Origin of the sequence: Herbiconiux sp. (assembly GCF_004297105.1) — a bacterium.
Lineage (GTDB): Bacteria > Actinomycetota > Actinomycetes > Actinomycetales > Microbacteriaceae > Herbiconiux.
In genome coordinates this window covers 288,487-305,099 of sequence record NZ_SCVE01000006.1, presented here as the reverse complement: position 1 = coordinate 305,099, position 16,613 = coordinate 288,487, and the positions used below count along the sequence as shown (strand labels likewise).

The 16,613-nt window shown below is 68.7% G+C and carries 16 protein-coding genes and 1 pseudogene; 11 read left to right on the top strand and 6 right to left on the bottom strand.

What is annotated here, in order from left to right:
- The first annotated feature begins 95 nt into the window (after positions 1–95).
- Entirely contained in the window at positions 96–569 is a 474-nt protein-coding gene (locus EPO52_RS02915; protein WP_290801639.1) for a hypothetical protein, read from the top strand.
- 16 nt (positions 570–585) lie between these two features.
- On the opposite strand, the gene EPO52_RS02910 is transcribed toward EPO52_RS02915, so the two are convergent.
- From EPO52_RS02910 to efeU, 4 genes are read right to left on the bottom strand one after another with little or no spacing between them, the layout of a single operon-like run.
- On the bottom strand, positions 586–1,935 hold the full coding sequence (locus EPO52_RS02910) for an MFS transporter (RefSeq protein ID WP_290801636.1): 1,350 nt from the start codon (positions 1,933–1,935) through the stop codon (positions 586–588).
- A complete protein-coding gene (gene efeB / locus EPO52_RS02905; RefSeq protein WP_290801633.1) occupies positions 1,932–3,281 on the bottom strand; it encodes an iron uptake transporter deferrochelatase/peroxidase subunit in 1,350 nt (449 codons plus the stop codon). The genes EPO52_RS02910 and efeB overlap by 4 nt, the downstream gene beginning before the upstream one ends.
- A 17-nt stretch (positions 3,282–3,298) precedes the next feature.
- Positions 3,299–4,486 (bottom strand): iron uptake system protein EfeO, encoded by a 1,188-nt coding sequence (gene efeO / locus EPO52_RS02900; protein ID WP_290801630.1) that lies wholly within the window; start codon positions 4,484–4,486, stop codon positions 3,299–3,301.
- 8 nt (positions 4,487–4,494) lie between these two features.
- On the bottom strand, positions 4,495–5,364 hold the full coding sequence (gene efeU, locus EPO52_RS02895; protein WP_290801627.1) for an iron uptake transporter permease EfeU: 870 nt from the start codon (positions 5,362–5,364) through the stop codon (positions 4,495–4,497).
- A 109-nt stretch (positions 5,365–5,473) separates the two neighbouring features.
- Here efeU and EPO52_RS02890 point away from each other — a divergent pair, with 109 nt between their 5' ends.
- From EPO52_RS02890 to EPO52_RS02865, 6 genes are all read left to right on the top strand, one after another.
- Positions 5,474–7,318 carry a helicase HerA-like domain-containing protein gene (locus EPO52_RS02890; RefSeq protein ID WP_290801624.1) on the top strand — a complete coding sequence of 615 codons (1,845 nt, stop codon included), beginning with the start codon at positions 5,474–5,476 and terminating at the stop codon, positions 7,316–7,318.
- A gap of 32 nt (positions 7,319–7,350) precedes the next feature.
- The gene (locus EPO52_RS02885) at positions 7,351–7,806 is read left to right on the top strand and encodes a hypothetical protein (RefSeq protein ID WP_290801621.1); all 456 of its coding nucleotides are present in this window, start codon (positions 7,351–7,353) and stop codon (positions 7,804–7,806) included.
- A gap of 48 nt (positions 7,807–7,854) precedes the next feature.
- Complete coding sequence (fdxA, locus tag EPO52_RS02880) at positions 7,855–8,178, top strand: ferredoxin (protein WP_092557938.1); 324 nt, start codon at positions 7,855–7,857, stop codon at positions 8,176–8,178.
- A 12-nt stretch (positions 8,179–8,190) separates the two neighbouring features.
- Positions 8,191–9,306 (top strand): succinyldiaminopimelate transaminase, encoded by a 1,116-nt coding sequence (gene dapC, locus EPO52_RS02875; protein WP_290801613.1) that lies wholly within the window; start codon positions 8,191–8,193, stop codon positions 9,304–9,306.
- 171 nt (positions 9,307–9,477) lie between these two features.
- Complete coding sequence (locus EPO52_RS02870) at positions 9,478–10,788, top strand: citrate synthase (protein WP_290801610.1); 1,311 nt, start codon at positions 9,478–9,480, stop codon at positions 10,786–10,788.
- A gap of 143 nt (positions 10,789–10,931) precedes the next feature.
- A complete protein-coding gene (locus EPO52_RS02865) occupies positions 10,932–11,906 on the top strand; it encodes a hypothetical protein (RefSeq protein ID WP_290801607.1) in 975 nt (324 codons plus the stop codon).
- Between the two features lie 50 nt (positions 11,907–11,956).
- Here EPO52_RS02865 and dapD read toward each other — a convergent pair whose 3' ends face one another.
- On the bottom strand, positions 11,957–12,925 hold the full coding sequence (gene dapD / locus EPO52_RS02860; RefSeq protein WP_290801605.1) for a 2,3,4,5-tetrahydropyridine-2,6-dicarboxylate N-succinyltransferase: 969 nt from the start codon (positions 12,923–12,925) through the stop codon (positions 11,957–11,959).
- A gap of 39 nt (positions 12,926–12,964) precedes the next feature.
- On the opposite strand from dapD, the gene dapE reads away from it, so the two are divergent.
- From dapE to EPO52_RS02845, 3 genes are all read left to right on the top strand, one after another.
- Positions 12,965–14,065 (top strand): succinyl-diaminopimelate desuccinylase, encoded by a 1,101-nt coding sequence (gene dapE, locus EPO52_RS02855; protein WP_290801602.1) that lies wholly within the window; start codon positions 12,965–12,967, stop codon positions 14,063–14,065.
- Between the two features lie 5 nt (positions 14,066–14,070).
- Positions 14,071–15,300 (top strand): mannosyltransferase family protein, encoded by a 1,230-nt coding sequence (locus tag EPO52_RS02850; RefSeq protein WP_290801598.1) that lies wholly within the window; start codon positions 14,071–14,073, stop codon positions 15,298–15,300.
- A gap of 82 nt (positions 15,301–15,382) precedes the next feature.
- A complete protein-coding gene (locus tag EPO52_RS02845; RefSeq protein ID WP_084361480.1) occupies positions 15,383–15,556 on the top strand; it encodes a DUF3117 domain-containing protein in 174 nt (57 codons plus the stop codon).
- Positions 15,557–15,649: 93 nt separating this feature from the next.
- Here EPO52_RS02845 and EPO52_RS02840 read toward each other — a convergent pair whose 3' ends face one another.
- A complete protein-coding gene (locus EPO52_RS02840; RefSeq protein ID WP_290801594.1) occupies positions 15,650–16,279 on the bottom strand; it encodes a class I SAM-dependent methyltransferase in 630 nt (209 codons plus the stop codon).
- A gap of 73 nt (positions 16,280–16,352) precedes the next feature.
- On the opposite strand from EPO52_RS02840, the pseudogene EPO52_RS02835 reads away from it, so the two are divergent.
- Positions 16,353–16,604, top strand: a pseudogene (locus EPO52_RS02835) (Sec-independent protein translocase TatB); the annotation flags it as partial.
- Positions 16,605–16,613 lie beyond the last annotated feature (9 nt).

The window sequence follows — 16,613 nt, the reverse complement described above, 5'->3', positions numbered from 1 at the left end:
ACCCGCTCGAACGCACTCGGCCGGCATCCGCTTCAGTGCGGAGGCCGGCCGATCTGCGTCTGGTGGTGGGCGCGGGCCTCTGGGAGGATCGTCGCATGACGACGAAGAAGCTCTCCGTGGCACTTGCGCTCTCGTTCGCGGCCCTGCTCGGCCCGACCCTGTCGGGCTGCATGGGAAACCCCGTCGAGGGGATCGTGGAGGGCGCGGTGGAGCAGGCGGGCGGCGGTGACGTCGACCTCAACTCCGACGGCGGGCTGCCCGACGGCTTCCCCGCCGACATCCCGCTCTACGACGGCGAGATCGTGGGCGGCATCGGCATGGGAAGCGTCGAATACGGGGGCGGCTGGACCGTGATCGTGAAGGTCGACGACGTGCAGTCGGCGTTCACCGCCATCGACGACCAGCTCACCGCGGCGGGCTTCGAGGCCAGCCTCTCCGGATTCTCCGACGGTACCGGCACCGGTGCCTACAGCAACGCCCAGTACAGCGTGCTGGTATCGGTGACCGACGACGGGTCGGGCCAGAAGACGGCCACCTACATCGTGGGCGGCACCACCGCCGCAGGGTAGGTCGGCGCGTGCGTGCTCAGCGGGCGAGGGCGCGCGGCGAGACGAGAAGCGCCGCGAGGGCACAGGCGAGGCCGAGCACGAACACACCGGTGAACGCGAGGCCGGATGCGCCCGGCATCGTCTGGAACAGGATGCCCGCCAGTGCGAGCGCCATGGCAGGTCCCGCACCGTCGGCGATGTTCAACGCGGCACTGTTGAACCCCTGCTCGGCCCGCTCGGAGCGGCCCAGCAGCAGGGTCGAGAGCCGCGGATAGGCCAGGCCCATGCCCGCCCCCGAGACGGTCCAGCCGAGGACGGCGACCCAGACCGGCGGAGACCAGAACGCGGTGGCCGCCACCACCCCGATCGCGAGCACCACGGCGGCGATCCCGATCGGCACGCCCACGCCCGTCGCGAAACGACCCGAGAGCGGGCTCTGGATGACGGATGCGGCACCCCAGGCCACTCCACCGGTGGTGAGCGTGAGCCCCGCGAACGCCGGGTTCAGGCCGTGCTCCGACGTGAGGAGGTAGGGCAGGTACACCTCCGTGGAGAAGAAGGCCCCCGCGAGGAGGAATCTCGTGGTGATGATGCTCGGCAGTCCGATCCGCGCCAGCAGAACGCCCGCGGGAACGAGGGGGCGGAGGGCGACCAGAGCCACCACCAGGGCCAGCACGGCCACCACGAACACCGCGGCGCCCCCGAACTCCGTGGAGACGCTGAGGGCGAGAACCGCGACGGCGAGCACCACCGACCAGGCGGTTCGCGCCAGGGGCCACCGCGCCCGGGTGCGTGGCTCATCCGTGTCGGTGGCTCTGAGTGTGCGCATGGCCGGTGCGATCATGAACGCCGACGGCACGATCAGCGCCACCACCCCGATGAACACCCAGCGCCAGCCCACCGTCTCGCCGACAATGCCCGCCACGAACGGGCCGACGAGAGCAGGGAGCACCCAGGCCGCCGAGAAGAGGCCGAACATGCGCGCTTGGAGCGCGGGAGGGTACACCCGCGCCACGATCACGTACAGGCACACCGTGGTGGCGCCGCTCCCGAGGCCCTGTACCAGCCGGCCCGCCACGATCCATTCCATCGACGCCGCAGTGCCGGCGATCACGAGCCCCGCGGTGAACAGAGCCACCGCCAGCAGGAGCGGCGCACGCGGCCCGGTGCGATCGCACCAGATGCCCGCCACCACCATCCCCACCACCGAGGCGGCGAGGGGCGCGGCGAAGGCCACCGCGTACAGGGCCTCGCCGTTCAGTTCGGCGCTGATCACCGGCATCACCGTGGTGACGGCGAGGTTCTCGAACGCGGCCACGAAGATGAGGGCCACGGCCCCGATCGAGATCAGGCGGTAGCGCGCAGAGAACAGTCCCGGCGCGCTCACGCCCCGAACAGCGTCTCGCCGACGTATCCGCCGTTCGAGGCGCCCGGGGGAACGGCGAAGATCGCTGAGCCGACGTGTCGGAGGTATTCGTTCATCGCGTCGCTCTTCGCGAGGTTCATCTGGATCGGGATGAACTGGGTGCGCGGATCGCGCTGGTAGGCGATGAAGAACAGGCCTGCATTCAGATGCCCGAGGTCGTCGTTGCCATCGACGAAGTTGTAGCCGCGCCGCAGCAGCTGCGCTCCCGAGTTCTGGTCGGGGTGGGCGAGGCGAACGTGCGAGTCGGCCGCGATGAGGGGCTTGCCGCCCTGCCCGGTGGCTTCGAAGTCGGGGGCGCTGAACTCGGTGCCGCCCGAGTAGGGTGCGCCTTCGCCCTTGGTGCGCCCCACGATGGTCTCCTGTTCCTTCAGCGAGGTGCGGTCCCAGGTCTCGATGGTCATGCGGATCTTGCGGGCCACGAGGTAGGAACCGCCCGCCATCCACGCGGCGCCGTCATCGCCGTGCGCCCACACCTGGTCGTCGACCACGGAGGACTCCTCGGCCTTGATGTTGGCCGTTCCGTCTTTGAACCCGAAGAGATTGCGTGGGGTGGCCTGTGCCGTGGTGGTGGAACTCGTGCGGCCGAAGCCGAGCTGCGACCAGCGGATGGCGGCCCGGCCGAACGCGATGCGCGACAGATTGCGGATGGCGTGCACGGCCACCTGCGGGTCGTCGCTGCACGCCTGGATGCACAGGTCGCCGCCCGAGGCCGCCTCCTGCAGCATGTCGGCGGGGAAATGGGGGAGGTCGACGAGTGCTTCGGGCCGCTGGGCGGCGATGCCGAAGCGGTCGGTTCCGTCGGCTGTGGTGAAGAGGGTGGGGCCGAAGCCGAAGGTGATGGTGAGACCGGAGGCGGGCAGGCCGAGCGCCTCACCCGTGTCTTCCGGTGGTGCGGTGTAGGGGCCGTTCACGGCACCGTAGGTGCCCACCGGATCACCGGCGGTCATCAGAGCAGCCGCAGCGCTCCAATCCTTGAGCAAGCCGATGAGGTCGTCGCGCGTGACACCGGATGCCACGTCGTAGCTCGCGAAGTGCAGCCGGTCTTGTGCCGGCGTGACGATGCCCGACTGGTTGGCGGCGTAGAACGGGTAGACGGCGGCGTTCTCCTGCGCCGAGGCCGACGCCGGCAGCACGAAGCGGTCGACGGCGATGCCTCCCGCCACACCGACTCCGGCGCCGAGCACGCCGGCTCCGGCCAACCCGAACAACCCCCTGCGGGAGATGCCGGATGCGGCCGGAGCGGCGTCGGCCGACGCATCCGTTCCCTCCTCGGGAGCGGGCGCGTCGGGAGGAGTGGAATCGGGCATGCCTACAACCTTAGGTGTCAGCCGACGAGGGTCGCCGTGAGCTGGCTGAGCGGCTCACCGAGGGCGCTGACGCCGTCGGCGAGCTGCTTCACCTGGTCGGTGGTGAGCTCGTTGTAGTAGGTGAAGCCGGAGTCGAGCGAGCCGTACTGGGCAAGCGTGTCCTGCAGCGAGGCGAAGCGCTCGTCGAGCGTCTTCACCAGCTCGGGGTCTTTGGTCTCGACGATGTCGCGCACACCCTCGTAGGCCACCTTGGCGCCCTCGAGGTTGGCCTGGAAGTCCCAGAGGTCGGTGTGCGACCAGATCTCCTCCTCGCCGGTGATCTTGCCCGAGGCCACCTCTTCCATCAGGCCGATGGCGCCGTTGGCGATCGCGTCGATCGACACCGTGTAGGAGGGGTCGTTGACGGCGTCGTAGAGGGTCTGCGTGTCGGTCTTCAGCTTGTCGGCGTAGGAGGTGCGCTCGTCCGCGGTGAGGGGCACGTACGTCGTGCCGCCATTGTCGGCCGCGGTCGGCGGGAACAGGTCTTTCTCGATGCGGTGCCAGCCGGTCCACTCGTCGCCCTCGGCGACATCCGCCTCACGGAAGTCGATGGCCGGGTCGAGGTCGCCGAACGACTCCGCGACGGGCTCGATGCGCTCGTAGTTGGCGCGGGTGGTGGCGTACAGGTCGCGCGCCGTCGCGTCGTCGCCCGAGGTGTAGGCCGCGAGGAAGGTGTCGGTGCCGGTCACGAGCTGGCCAACCTGGTCCTTGATGTAGGCCACGTAGTTGAGGGCCGCCGCATCCACCTGCTCCTGAACGTCGCCCGCGAGCTGAACCTTGTCGCCCGAGACCGTGAACGACGCTTTGCCGATGCCGTCGCCCACCATGCCGGGCTTGCACACGGTGTAGTAGTCGCCGGGCTGGGCCTGCACCACGAGGTCGCGCGAGATGCCGGGGCCGACGTTCTCGACCTCGCCCACGATGCGCAGGCCGTCGTCGGCGAGGAGGTAGAACTCGGTGACCTGATCGCCGGAGTTGGTGACCGAGAAGGTGAGGGTGCCGCTCGTGGCGCTGGTGCTGCTGACGGCGCAGTCGGTGGCCGAGCTGTCGACCGTGATGGCGCCGGCACCCCCGGACGAGGCGCCGTTGTTGTTCGGCACGCAGCCGGTGAGGGCGAGCAGGGTGATCGCGGCGGTGGCCGTGATCAGGAGGGGCTTGGTGTTCACGTGTACTCCTAGCGGTGGGCAGGCTGGGTGGCGGTGGCCGCGGGGGTCACCGGTGTCTGGTCGTTCTTCTGGGCGGATCCTCGGCGCACGGCGCGGAGGAAGAGGGTCATCGTGGGGATGAAGTAGGCGAGCCACACGATCAGCTCGAGCCACGTGGTGGCGGGGGAGAAGTTCACCGTGCCCTTGAGCAGGGTGCCGTACCAGCTGTCAGGGGGCACGGCGGCGCTCACATCGAAGGCGAGGTTGCCCAGACCGGGCAGGATGCCGGCCTCCTGCAGGTCGTGCACGCCGTAGGAGAGCACGCCGGCGGCCACCAGGATGAGGAAGCCACCCGACCAGGCGAAGAACTTCGCGAGGTTGATGCGCACGAGGCCGCGGTAGATGAGGTATCCGAGCACCACGGCGGTGGCGATGCCGAGAGCAGCACCGATGATCGGCAGGGTCGTCTCCCCGGTGGCCTGCACGGCCGCCCAGATGAAGAGAGCCGTCTCGATGCCTTCGCGGCCGACCGCGAGGAAGGCCACGAGCACGAGGCCCCACCCCGCGCCGATGAGCGCCTTGTCGATGTCGGACTGCAGGGTGCCCTTGAGGTTCTGCGACGTGCGGAGCATCCAGAACACCATCCAGGTCACGAACCCGGTGGCCACGATGGACAGGGATCCGCCGATGGCCTCCTGGGCCTCGAACGAGAGGCCGTAGGTGCCGAAGGTGAGGATGGCGCCGAGGCTGAGGGCCACGAGCACCGCGAGGCCCACGCCGATCCAGAGCCGGGCGAGCACGTCTCTGCGGCCGATCTTGGTGACGTAGGCGATGAGGATGCCGACCACGAGCGCGGCTTCGAGTCCTTCGCGCAGACCGATCAGATAGTTCGCGAGCACGGGGACCTTTTCAGACGGGTAGAGGTAAGCCTTGCCTTACCAAGGTCCGAGCGTAGCCAGCGAGCGGATATTTGTCCACTCGGAACGACCTGACTCGTATGCTGGCGAGATGACGGATGACGCGCTGCGCGTAGCTCAAGAGGAGGCCGCTCGGGCGGTCGAGGCGGCGAGGGCCGCTCAGGCGGCGGCGGAGGCCGCCGTGAAGAGGGCGCAGGAGGCGGCTGCCGCAGCGGCGGCGGCACCACCGGCCGCGGAGCCACCAGCCGGAGACGTACCGGCACCCGCCGCGCCGGCATCTGCCCCGGCTGCGCCCGCCGCATCCGCACCCCTCGATGATGCCGGGGTCGAGGTCATCCGCGCAGGCTACGCCTTCGACGGCCCCGCGCTCGACATCGGCGCCCTGGTGAACGGCGACGCACTGCCCGACGTGCAGGTGCGCATCCCGCTCGCCATGACCAACCGCCACGGTCTCGTGGCCGGCGCCACAGGTACCGGCAAGACCCGCACGCTGCAGACCCTCGCCGAGCAGCTCGCCGCCCACGGAGTACCCGTGTTCGCGGCCGACATGAAGGGCGACCTCTCCGGCGTCGCCACCCCGGGCGACGGCAACGAGAAGCTGCTCGCGCGAACCACCGCCATCGGCCAGGAGTGGACCCCGCGCGCCAGCACCGTCGAGTACTTCAGCCTCGGCGGGCTCGGAAAGGGCATTCCGGTGCGGGCGACGCTCTCGGGCTTCGGCCCGTTGCTGCTCAGCAAGGTGCTCGGCCTCAACGCCACGCAGGAGTCGAGTCTCGGGCTCGTCTTCCATTACGCCGAACAGGCCGGCCTGCCGTTGCTCGACCTCAGCGACCTGCGTGCGGTGCTCACCTACCTCACGAGCGACGAGGGCAAGGTCGAGCTGAAGACCATGGGCGGGCTGTCGAACCAGACCGTCGGCGTCATCCTGCGTGAGCTCATCTCCTTCTCGGCCCAGGGCGCCGACGCCTTCTTCGGTGAGCCCGAGATCGACACGTCTCTCTTCCTGCGCACGGCGGCCGACGGATCCGGTGTGATCAGCCTGCTCGAACTGCCCCAGGTGGCCGACAAACCCGCCCTGTTCTCCACGTTCCTGATGTGGCTGCTGGCCGATCTCTACAACGACCTGCCCGAGGTGGGCGACCTCGACAAACCGAAGCTCGTGTTCTTCTTCGACGAGGCGCACCTGCTCTTCAAGGACGCGTCGAAGGACTTCACGGCGGCGATCGTGCAGACGGTGCGCCTCATCCGGTCGAAGGGCGTGGGCATCTTCTTCGTGACGCAGACGCCGAAGGATGTGCCGGGCGATGTTCTGGCCCAGCTCGGCTCCCGGGTGCAGCACGCCCTGCGCGCCTTCACCCCCGACGACGCCAAGGCGTTGCGCGCGACCGTGTCCACCTACCCGAAGTCGGCGTACGACCTCGAGGCCGTGCTGCAGGGTCTCGGAACGGGCGAGGCGGTCGTGACGGTGATGAACGAGAAGGGCGCCCCCAGCCCCGTGGCCTGGACCCGCGTGCGGGCCCCCCAGGGGTCCATGTCGCCCACCCCAGATGCGCAGATCGACGCCGCGGTCGCCGCCTCGCCGCTGCTCGCCACCTACGGCACCCCGATCGACCGCGAATCGGCCCGGGAGATGCTGACGGCGAAGATGAATGCGGCGGCAGCCACGGCGGCGGCCGCCGAGGCTGCGGTCGCCGCCGAGAAGGCGCGGGTGGAGGCCGAGGCGGAGTTCGCTCGGCAGCAGAAGGAGATGGATGCGCAGCTCGAGCGTCAGCGCAGGGCCGACGCGCAGGCGGAGGCCCGGCGGGCGCCGGCGCCGAGGAGCCGGGCCACGAAGCCGGATCCCAACATCCTCGCCGACGTTCTCGGCTCGAAGACCACGCAGACCATCTTGAAGGGCGTGCTCGAGGGCGTGTTCGGCACACGGCGTCGGCGCTGACTCCTCCCAGAATCGGCCTCTAGGCTGAAGGCGTGCAGCCCGAACCCCTCCCTTATGTGCCCGCGGCACCGCTGCGCCCGGCGCCGGCCGAGGCCGATCCCGTGGGCACGTCGCTCAGCACCCGTGTCATCGGGTATGTCGTGGCGGTCGTGCTCGGCTTCCTGTTCGGGGCGCTCGGAACGGTGGTGCACCAGATCTCGGTGAGCGTCTTCGGGCTGTTCGACCTGCCCGTCGGCGTCATCATCGCGCTCGCCGCCACGGGGCTGCTGCTCGCCGGCCTCCGTCTGGTGGCCCCCAACCGACTCGCGGCTCTGCTGTCCGGAGTGGCCCTCGTCGGCACGGTGACGCTCCTGGCGCTGCCGAGCACCGGTGGCTCCGTGCTCATCCCCGATTCCACGCTCGGCATGGTGTGGCTCATCGGCGCCACGCTCGTGGCCGTCGTGGTGCTCGCCTGGCCGCGACTCGCCGGCGGTGCCCGGCGCGTCTGAGCGTCGGTAGACTTGATCTCCTGGGTTATCGAAGGGACCTGAACCACTGTGACCTATGTCATCGCCCTCCCGTGCGTGGACGTCAAAGACCGCGCGTGCATCGACGAGTGTCCGGTCGACTGTATCTACGAAGGCGAACGCTCGCTCTACATCCACCCCGACGAGTGCGTCGACTGCGGTGCCTGCGAGCCCGTCTGCCCCGTCGAGGCCATCTACTACGAAGACGACCTGCCCGAAGAGTGGGCCGACTACTACAAGGCCAACGTCGAGTTCTTCGATGAGATCGGCTCCCCGGGCGGCGCGGCGAAGGTCGGTGTGATCAAGCACGATCACCCGGTGATCGCGGCCCTCCCGCCCCAGGGCGAGCACTGATCGGCGTCTCCGGTGGCACTCGGCGAACTGCCTGACTACCCCTGGGACCAGATGGCGCCGTTCGCGGCCACCGCTCGTGCGCATCCCGGCGGCATCGTCGACCTGTCGATCGGTTCGCCCGTCGACCCGACGCCTGCTCTCATCCGTGACGCCCTCGCGGCGGCCACCGATGCGCACGCCTACCCGCAGACCGCGGGCACCCCGGCGCTGCGGGAGGCCGTCGTCTCGTGGTTCGCACGCCGCCGCGGTGTCACCGGGCTGACCGAGGCCAACGTGCTGCCCACCATCGGCTCGAAGGAGTTCGTGGCGTGGCTTCCCTTCATGCTGGGGCTCGGCTCGGGGGATGTGGTCGTGCATCCGCGGGCCGCGTATCCCACCTACGCCATCGGAGCGCAGCTTGCGGGAGCCTCGTCGTTCGCCTCCGACGACCCCGCGTCGTGGCCCGAGGGCACCAAGCTCGTGTGGCTGAACAGCCCCGGGAATCCGGATGGCCGGGTGCTCGACATGCCGGCGCTGGCCGCTGCCGTCGAGCGTGCGCGTTCTCTGGGTGCCGTGATCGCGGGCGACGAGTGTTACGCGGAACTGGGCTGGGAGGGTCGCTGGGCCACCGAGCCGGTGCCCTCGATCCTCGATCCGCGGGTCACCGGGGGCGACCTCACGGGAGTGCTCGCCGCCTATTCGCTGAGCAAGCAGTCGAACCTCGCGGGCTACCGCGCCGCCTTCGCGGCCGGCGACGCCGCGCTGATCGCGCGCCTCACCACGGTGCGCAAGCACGCGGGCATGATGCCGCCCGCGCCGGTCCAGGCCGCCATGCTCGTGGCCCTCGGTGACGACGCCCACGTGGCGGCGCAGAAGGAGCTGTATCGAGCGCGTCGAGCCGTGCTGAAGCCGGCGGTGGAGGCATCCGGTCTCCGCATCGACGAGAGTGCGGCCGGTCTCTACCTCTGGGCTACCGAGGGCCGCGACGCCTGGGAGACGATCTCGGCGCTGGCCGCGCGGGGGATCCTGGCTGGTCCCGGGCCGTTCTACGGGTCGTACTTCCCGCAGCACGTGCGCTTCTCGCTGACCGCGACAGACGAGCGGATCGCGGCGGCGGCCGCGCGGCTCACCGCCGGCCGACTGCGTTAGGAGCATTCCTCCAACGACGGCGGTCGAGTGTGGGCGGATGCGACAGTTGGGTTCGGGTCACATTAGGCTGTATGAGGGTCAACGCGGTCACCGTCTTACCGATGCCGATTGCGTTCCGCTGACGACAACGCAGGCTGGATCACTCGAGCCCGATCACTCAAAGGAGGCGCTGTGACGGACGTCGATCACACAGAAGCTCAGAAGGCAACGCTGACGTATCCCGGTGGAACGGCCGAATTCCCGCTCCTCGGGAGTTCGGATGGGGCTTCGTCGATCGACTTCTCCACGCTCACGAAGCAGACGGGCTACACCGCCCTCGACTACGGCTTCGTGAACACCGCGGCCACGAAGTCGTCCATCACGTACATCGACGGCGATCAGGGCATCCTGCGCTATCGCGGCTACCCCATCGAGCAGGTGGCGACGTCGCTCACCTACCTCGAGGTGGCGTGGCTGCTCATCTACGGCGAGCTGCCCACCGTGTCGGAGCTGTCGGAGTTCGACGACAAGATCCGGCACCACACGCTGCTGCACGAAGACCTGAAGCGGTTCTTCGACGCGCTGCCGCACAACGCGCACCCCATGTCGGTGCTGTCGTCGGGCGTGTCGGCACTGTCGACCTACTACCAGGACTCGATGAACCCGCACAATCCGGAAGACGTGGAGATCTCCACCATCCGGTTGCTGGCGAAACTGCCCGTGATGGCGGCCTACGCGCACAAGAAGAGCCTCGGGCAGGCATTCCTGTACCCCGACAACTCGCTGTCGTTCGTCGACAACTTCCTTCGTCTCAACTTCGGCAACCTGGCTGAGCCGTACGAGATCAACCCGGTGCTGTCGAAGGCGCTCGAGCGCCTGCTCATCCTGCACGAAGACCACGAGCAGAACGCGTCGACGTCGACCGTGCGTCTCGTGGGGTCGACCGAGGCGAACATGTTCGCCTCGATCTCGGCGGGCATCAACGCGCTGTTCGGGCCGCTGCACGGCGGTGCGAACGAAGCCGTGCTCACGATGCTGGCGCAGATCCGCGACTCCGGTGAAGGCGTGGCCAAGTTCGTGGAGCGGGTGAAGAACAAGGAGGCGGGCATCCGTCTCATGGGCTTCGGGCACCGCGTGTACAAGAACTACGACCCGCGGGCGAAGCTCGTGAAGGAGAGCGCCGACGAGGTACTTCTCGCGCTCGGGGTGCAGGATCCGCTGCTCGACATCGCGAAGGAGCTCGAGCAGGTCGCCCTTTCTGACGACTACTTCATCTCGCGCCGCCTCTACCCGAACGTCGACTTCTACACGGGTGTGATCTACAAGGCGATGGGCTTCCCCACGCGCATGTTCACGGTGCTGTTCGCCATCGGCCGGCTGCCCGGCTGGATCGCGCACTGGCGCGAGATGGCCACCGACCCGCAGACCAAGATCGGCCGCCCCCAGCAGCTCTACACGGGCTCCCCGGCCCGCGACCTCCCGAACTTCATCGCCCCCCGCTAACCCTCCTCGCGACTCGCCAAAATCCGGTCTATTTGTGATCGTTTAGACCGAATATTGGCGAGTCGCCACGAGGTAGGCGGAGTGTTGTCCACAGATCGGTGGAGTAGCGCTCGGGCGTCGGCGGAGGCGACGAGCATGTGGGCATGCCTCGCTCAGCCCCCTTGCCACCCGACCTCGCCGCACGACCTTTCCACATCGGTCGAGGTCGTTCCGCCGGCCTCAGCGACACACGGATGCTCGGTGCCGATCTCGCGCGACCGTTTCCTGGGGTGCGGTCGAGCCTCGGGGTCGACGACTCCACTCTCGAGAGGTGCCGCGCGTATGCGGCACGGATGACCGAGGGCCAGGTCTTCAGCCATGAGACCGCGGCGCAGCTCTGGCAGGTGCCTCTTCCCGGCTGGATGCAACGCGACAGCCGAATCCATGTCGCGACATTCGACGACAGCAACCGACCGCGAGTCGCGGGCGTGGTCGGTCATCAGCTCTCGAATCCGGCGTTACGGCTGACGGAACGCGCGGGCCTCAGAGTTCTCGACCCGGCCACGGTCTGGTTGCAGCTCGCGCCGAAGCTATCGCTCGACGAACTCGTCGCGGCGGCTGATCACCTCGTGCTGACACCGCGGTACCTCGATGCGCATGACCCACGACCGTATGTCCCGCTCGACAAGCTGGCGGATCGCGCCCGCCGCTTCCGAGGCCGCGGTCGGCGGAACGCCCTCGCCGCCCTCGAGCTGGTGAGGGATGGCTCGGAGTCTCCGAAGGAGTCGCTGCTCAGGCTCGCTCTGGTGCGCGCGGGATTGCCCGAGCCCGCGTTGAATCTCCCGATCGTAGGAGCCGACGGCATCCGTATCGGATTCGGAGACCTCGTTTACCCCGATTTCCGTGTAGTCGTGGAGTACGAGGGCGAGCAGCATCGCGAGGACGCCGGTCAGTTCTACAGCGACATCGAGCGCCACGAGGGTTTCGTTCGCGCAGGGTGGATCCATCTTCGCGAGACCAAGGTCACCCCGGGGGTGGGCCCGCGATCGACTCCAGCTCGCACCCGGGAGGCACTCCGCTCCCGCGGCTGGATACCTCTCCGCGACTCGCCAAAATCCGGTTCAATTCGGTCGAAATAGACGAGATTTTGGCGAGTCGCGAGGAGGAAGGAAGGAGGAGGGGGAGGGGGTTAGGCGTGGAGGGTGGGGTTCAAGGTGATGCCTACGCCCTCGCGGGAGACGGCTTCTACCGCGCCCGAGAGGGAGTTGCGGCGGAAGAGGAGGTTCGGCACACCGGAGAGCTCGACGGCCTTCACGATGCGGTTCTCCTCGTCGGCGCCCGACGCGTCGATGAGCACGACCTTGGTTCCCGCCGTGACGTAGAGGCCCGCCTCCACCACGGAGTCGTCGCCGATCGAGATACCGATGCCCGCATTGGCGCCGAGAAGGGCGCGCTGCCCGATCGCGACGCGCTGCGTTCCACCCCCTGAGAGCGTTCCCATGATGGATGCGCCGCCGCCGATGTCGGAGCCGTCGCCCACCACGACGCCCTGCGAAATGCGCCCCTCGACCATCGAGGTGCCGAGCGTGCCCGCGTTGAAGTTCACGAAGCCCTCGTGCATGACGGTGGTTCCCGGAGCGAGGTGGGCGCCCAGCCGCACGCGCGAGGCGTCTGCGATGCGCACCTTCGGAGGTGTGACGTAGTCGAGCAGGCGCGGGAACTTGTCGATGCCGTACGACTGGATGCCGGCCCGCTGCAGCGAGGGCCGCAGACGGTCGAAGTCGTCGGGATGCACGGGGCCCGCGTTCGTCCACACGACGATGGGCAGGTGGCCGAAGATGCCGTCGAGGTTGATCGAGTTCGGCGCCACCAGGAGGTGGGAGAGCAGGTGCAGGCGGAGGTACGCGTCGGACGTGGACGCCGGCGGCGCGGCGAGCTCGATCGACACCGTGACGACTTCGACGTCGACCGCACGCCGTGCATCCGGGATCGCGTTCACGGAGAGGGAATCGGGATGCGAGGCCCCCGCGGGTGCGGCGCCCAGTGCCGGTGCCGGGAACCAGGTGTCGAGCACCGTGCCGTCTGCGGCGATCGTGGCGAGGCCGTGGCCCCACGCGTGGGTGGCGGTGGGGGATTCGTTCAGTGCGTGTTCAGCCATGACTCAAGCGTATTGGGCCGGGAACCATAAACTTGATGGATGCCCCCCTTCGACCCCGCGCATCCTGTTCTCGACCTGGCCGAATCCTCGACTGTGCTCACCCAGCAGCTGTGCGACATCGAGTCGGTCTCCGGCGACGAGGGCCTCCTGGCCGACGCGATCGTCGCGGCGCTCGCCGGATGCGCGCACCTCGAGATCATCCGCGATGGAGACACCGTCGTGGCGCGCACGAACCTGGGCCGCGCCGAGCGCGTGGTGATCGCGGGCCACATCGACACCGTGCCGATCAACGCCAACGTGCCCTCCCGCTACGAGACGTACGAGGGCGAGGAGTATCTCTGGGGCCGCGGCACCGTCGACATGAAGGCGGGCGTCGCCGTGCAGCTGAAGCTCGCCGCCGAGCTGAGCGAGCCCGCGGTCGACATCACCTGGATGTGGTACGACCACGAAGAGGTCTCGAACGAGCTGAACGGCCTCAACCGCCTCGCCCGCAACCGTCCCGATCTCTTCGTGGGCGACTTCGCCATCCTGGGCGAGCCGAGCAACTCGCAGATCGAGGGCGGCTGCAACGGCAACCTGCGCGCCGAGATCCGCGCCTCCGGGCTGCGGGCGCACTCGGCGCGCAGCTGGGTGGGCGACAACGCCATCCACAAGGCCGCACCCATCCTCGACACCCTGGCGGCCTACGAGCCCCGCCAGGTGGAGGTCGACGGGCTCGTCTACCGCGAGGGACTCAACGCCGTGGGCATCTCGGGCGGGGTGGCGGGCAACGTCATCCCCGACGAGGTCATGGTGCACATCAACTACCGCTTCGCCCCGAGCCGCTCGGGCGACGAGGCCATCGCGCACGTCCACGAACTCTTCCCGGGCTACGACATCACCATCGTCGACCTCGCCGAGGGCGCCCGTCCGGGGCTGGATGCGGCGCTCGCGCAGCGCTTCCTCGCGGCCGTGGGAGGCGAGGCGAAGCCGAAGTACGGCTGGACGGATGTGGCCCGCTTCTCGGCGATGGGCATCCCCGCCGTGAACTACGGCCCGGGCGACCCGCTCAAGGCCCACGCCGACGACGAGCGGGTGCGACTCAGCCAGATCGTCGACTGCGAGGCCGGCCTGCGCGCCTGGCTCACCAGCGGCAGCTGAGCCGGGTGAGCATTCAGGAGGCGGTGGAGTCGGAGCCGCGGGCATCCGGGTCGGGACTCCGGATGCGCTACCGAGCCACGCCCTGGTGGCTGCGCGTGATCGTGGTGTTCGTGCTGTCGCGCGTGGTCACCACCATCATCGTGCTGCTGTTCTCGCGCGCCCAGGGCGACAACCCCTGGACGGGGGCGAATCCCCCCTACCTCAGCTACGCCGCCATCTGGGACGGCAACTGGTACAAGATCATCTCCTTCTACGGCTACCCGTCGACGCTGCCGGTCACGGCCGACGGACACGTCGCCGAGAACGCCTGGGCCTTCATGCCGGGCTACCCGTTCCTCATCGGCCTCATCCGGTGGGTCACGGGCGGCAACTGGGAGCTGATCGCCGTGGTGATCAGCATCGGCTGCGCACTCGGTACCGCGCTGGTGTTCTACAAGCTCATGCGCCACGTGCTGAAAGACGAGGGATCGGCGCTCTTCAGCGTGGTGCTCTTCTGTGTGGCGCCGCTGTCGCCCCTTCTCCAGTTCGCGTACGCGGAGTCGATGGCGCTGCTGCTGCTGGTCTCGGCCCTCTATCTCGTCGTCACGCGACGGTACGGTTGGGTGTTCCCGATCGTGGCGGTGATGGCGCTGACCCGGCCCTCGGGGCTCGCGTTCGCCTTGTTCATCGGCCTCCACCTGGTGCACCGGTTCTGGGTGCGGCGAACCGACCCCTTCCCGGTGCGCGAACGAGTGGTGACGGTGGCGCTCGCCGCGTTCAGCGCCGTGATGGGTGTGGCGTGGTTGCTCATCGCCTGGGCGGTGACGGGATCGATGAGCGCCTACACCGATACCGAACTCGCCTGGCGTGCCGCCTACATCGGCTACGGCGAACTGGTGCCGTTCACGGCGTGGTTCCAGGGCGGCAACTGGTGGCTGGGGGAACCGCTCGGCGTCATCGCCGTGGTGGCGATCATCATCGGGTTCGCGGGCTTCCTCTTCACTCCCCTCGTCAAGCGGCTCGGCGTCGACCTGCGACTCTGGCTCGCGAGCTACGCGCTCTACCTGCTCGCCGTGTTCTTTCCGCAGTCGAGCACCTTCCGGCTGCTCATGCCGCTCTTCCCCGCACTCGGCGCGCTCGCGGTTCCGCGATCGAAGGTCTACCGGGTGCTCGTGGTTCTGGTCGCGATCGCCGGCCAGGTGGGCTGGATGGCCATCGCCTGGGGAGTCGACGGGCGGGACTGGACACCGCCGTGATCGGCGGCAGCGGGGCATCCGGGTTTCATCGGGCCTCGCGCATCGGGGATAATAGACATCGACACCACGAAAGGGGAGCCGAATGGCCGCCATGAAACCCAGGACCGGAGACGGACCGATGGAGGCAGTGAAGGAAGGACGCCTCATCATCGTTCGAGTACCGCTGGAGGGCGGGGGGCGCCTCGTCGTCTCCGTCAACGACGCGGAGGCGAAAGAGCTCCACGATGCTCTCGCCGGGGTGGTCAGCCCCGCTTAAGCGTGAGCCTTCAAGACGACCCCGGTGCTTCGGCGCCGGGGTCGTCTCCGGTTCGGGGCCCGGTTCCGCCTCGGTTCGGGTTCAGGCTCGGGCTCAGTCGAGGATCTTGGTGATCTGCAGCAGGCCGTCGCCCGCGGGCGAGAGCGCCACGAGAACGGCGTCGGATGCGGACAGCTCGCTGATGAGAGTGCGGAAGTCGCCCACGGTGTCGCCGCGCTGAGCGGGGTCGGCCACCTTGTCCTTCCAGAGCGCGTGGGGCACGAGCACGGTGCCTCCGCGACGAGCCAGGCGCAGACCGTGCTCGACGTATTCGATCACCGAGGCGGGGTCGGCGTCGACCAGCACGAGGTCGTAGGAGCGCTCGTTGAGGCGTGGCAGCACATCTTCGGCCTTGCCGGTGATGAGCCGGATGCGGTTGGCCGGCACCTTCGCGTCGAGCAGAGCCGCGCGAGCCACCTGCTGGTGCTCCACCTCGGTGTCGATCGACGTGATCGTGGCCTCAGGGGCGCCCTTGAGCATCCAGAGGGCGGAGACGCCGAGGCCGGTGCCGATCTCGACGATGCTGCGCGCATCCGTCGCCGCGGCGATCACGGCCAGCTGGCTGCCGATCGCGGGGGAGACGGAACTCGCACCGACCTCGATGGCGTGAGCGCGCGCAGCGACGATCTGCGGGCTCTCGACGACGATGTCGTCGGTGAACTTCCAGCTTGCTTCTTTTGACACGGTGGGCCTCCGCAGCCAGCTTAGAGATCGCCCGACGGGGTGGCGCGCAGGCACGCGGCGGTATGCTTTCAGGATGTTCGGGTTGACCTTCGAGAAGCTGCTGCTGATCGGGGTGATCGCGGTCTTCGTGCTCGGTCCTGAGCGTCTTCCCGGGTATGCCGCCAAGCTCGCTCAGCTCGTGCGCTCGGTGCGCGACATGGCCAACGGGGCCAAGGAGCGCATGCGCGACGAGATGGGTCCCGACTTCGACGACGTCGACTGGAAGAAGCTCGATCCTCGCCAGTACGACCCGCGGCGCATCATCCGGGAGGCACTGCTGGATGACGGGAGCGAT

What these genes read in the sequence shown, in the direction of transcription:
- EPO52_RS02915 (WP_290801639.1), top strand. Translation starts at nt 96, where the DNA reads ATGACGACGAAGAAGCTCTCCGTGGCACTTGCGCTCTCGTTCGCGGCC.
- efeB (WP_290801633.1), bottom strand. Translation starts at nt 3,281, where the DNA reads ATGCCCGATTCCACTCCTCCCGACGCGCCCGCTCCCGAGGAGGGAACG.
- EPO52_RS02890 (WP_290801624.1), top strand. Translation starts at nt 5,474, where the DNA reads ATGACGGATGACGCGCTGCGCGTAGCTCAAGAGGAGGCCGCTCGGGCG.
- EPO52_RS02865 (WP_290801607.1), top strand. Translation starts at nt 10,932, where the DNA reads ATGCCTCGCTCAGCCCCCTTGCCACCCGACCTCGCCGCACGACCTTTC.
- dapD (WP_290801605.1), bottom strand. Translation starts at nt 12,925, where the DNA reads ATGGCTGAACACGCACTGAACGAATCCCCCACCGCCACCCACGCGTGG.
- dapE (WP_290801602.1), top strand. Translation starts at nt 12,965, where the DNA reads ATGCCCCCCTTCGACCCCGCGCATCCTGTTCTCGACCTGGCCGAATCC.
- EPO52_RS02845 (WP_084361480.1), top strand. Translation starts at nt 15,383, where the DNA reads ATGGCCGCCATGAAACCCAGGACCGGAGACGGACCGATGGAGGCAGTG.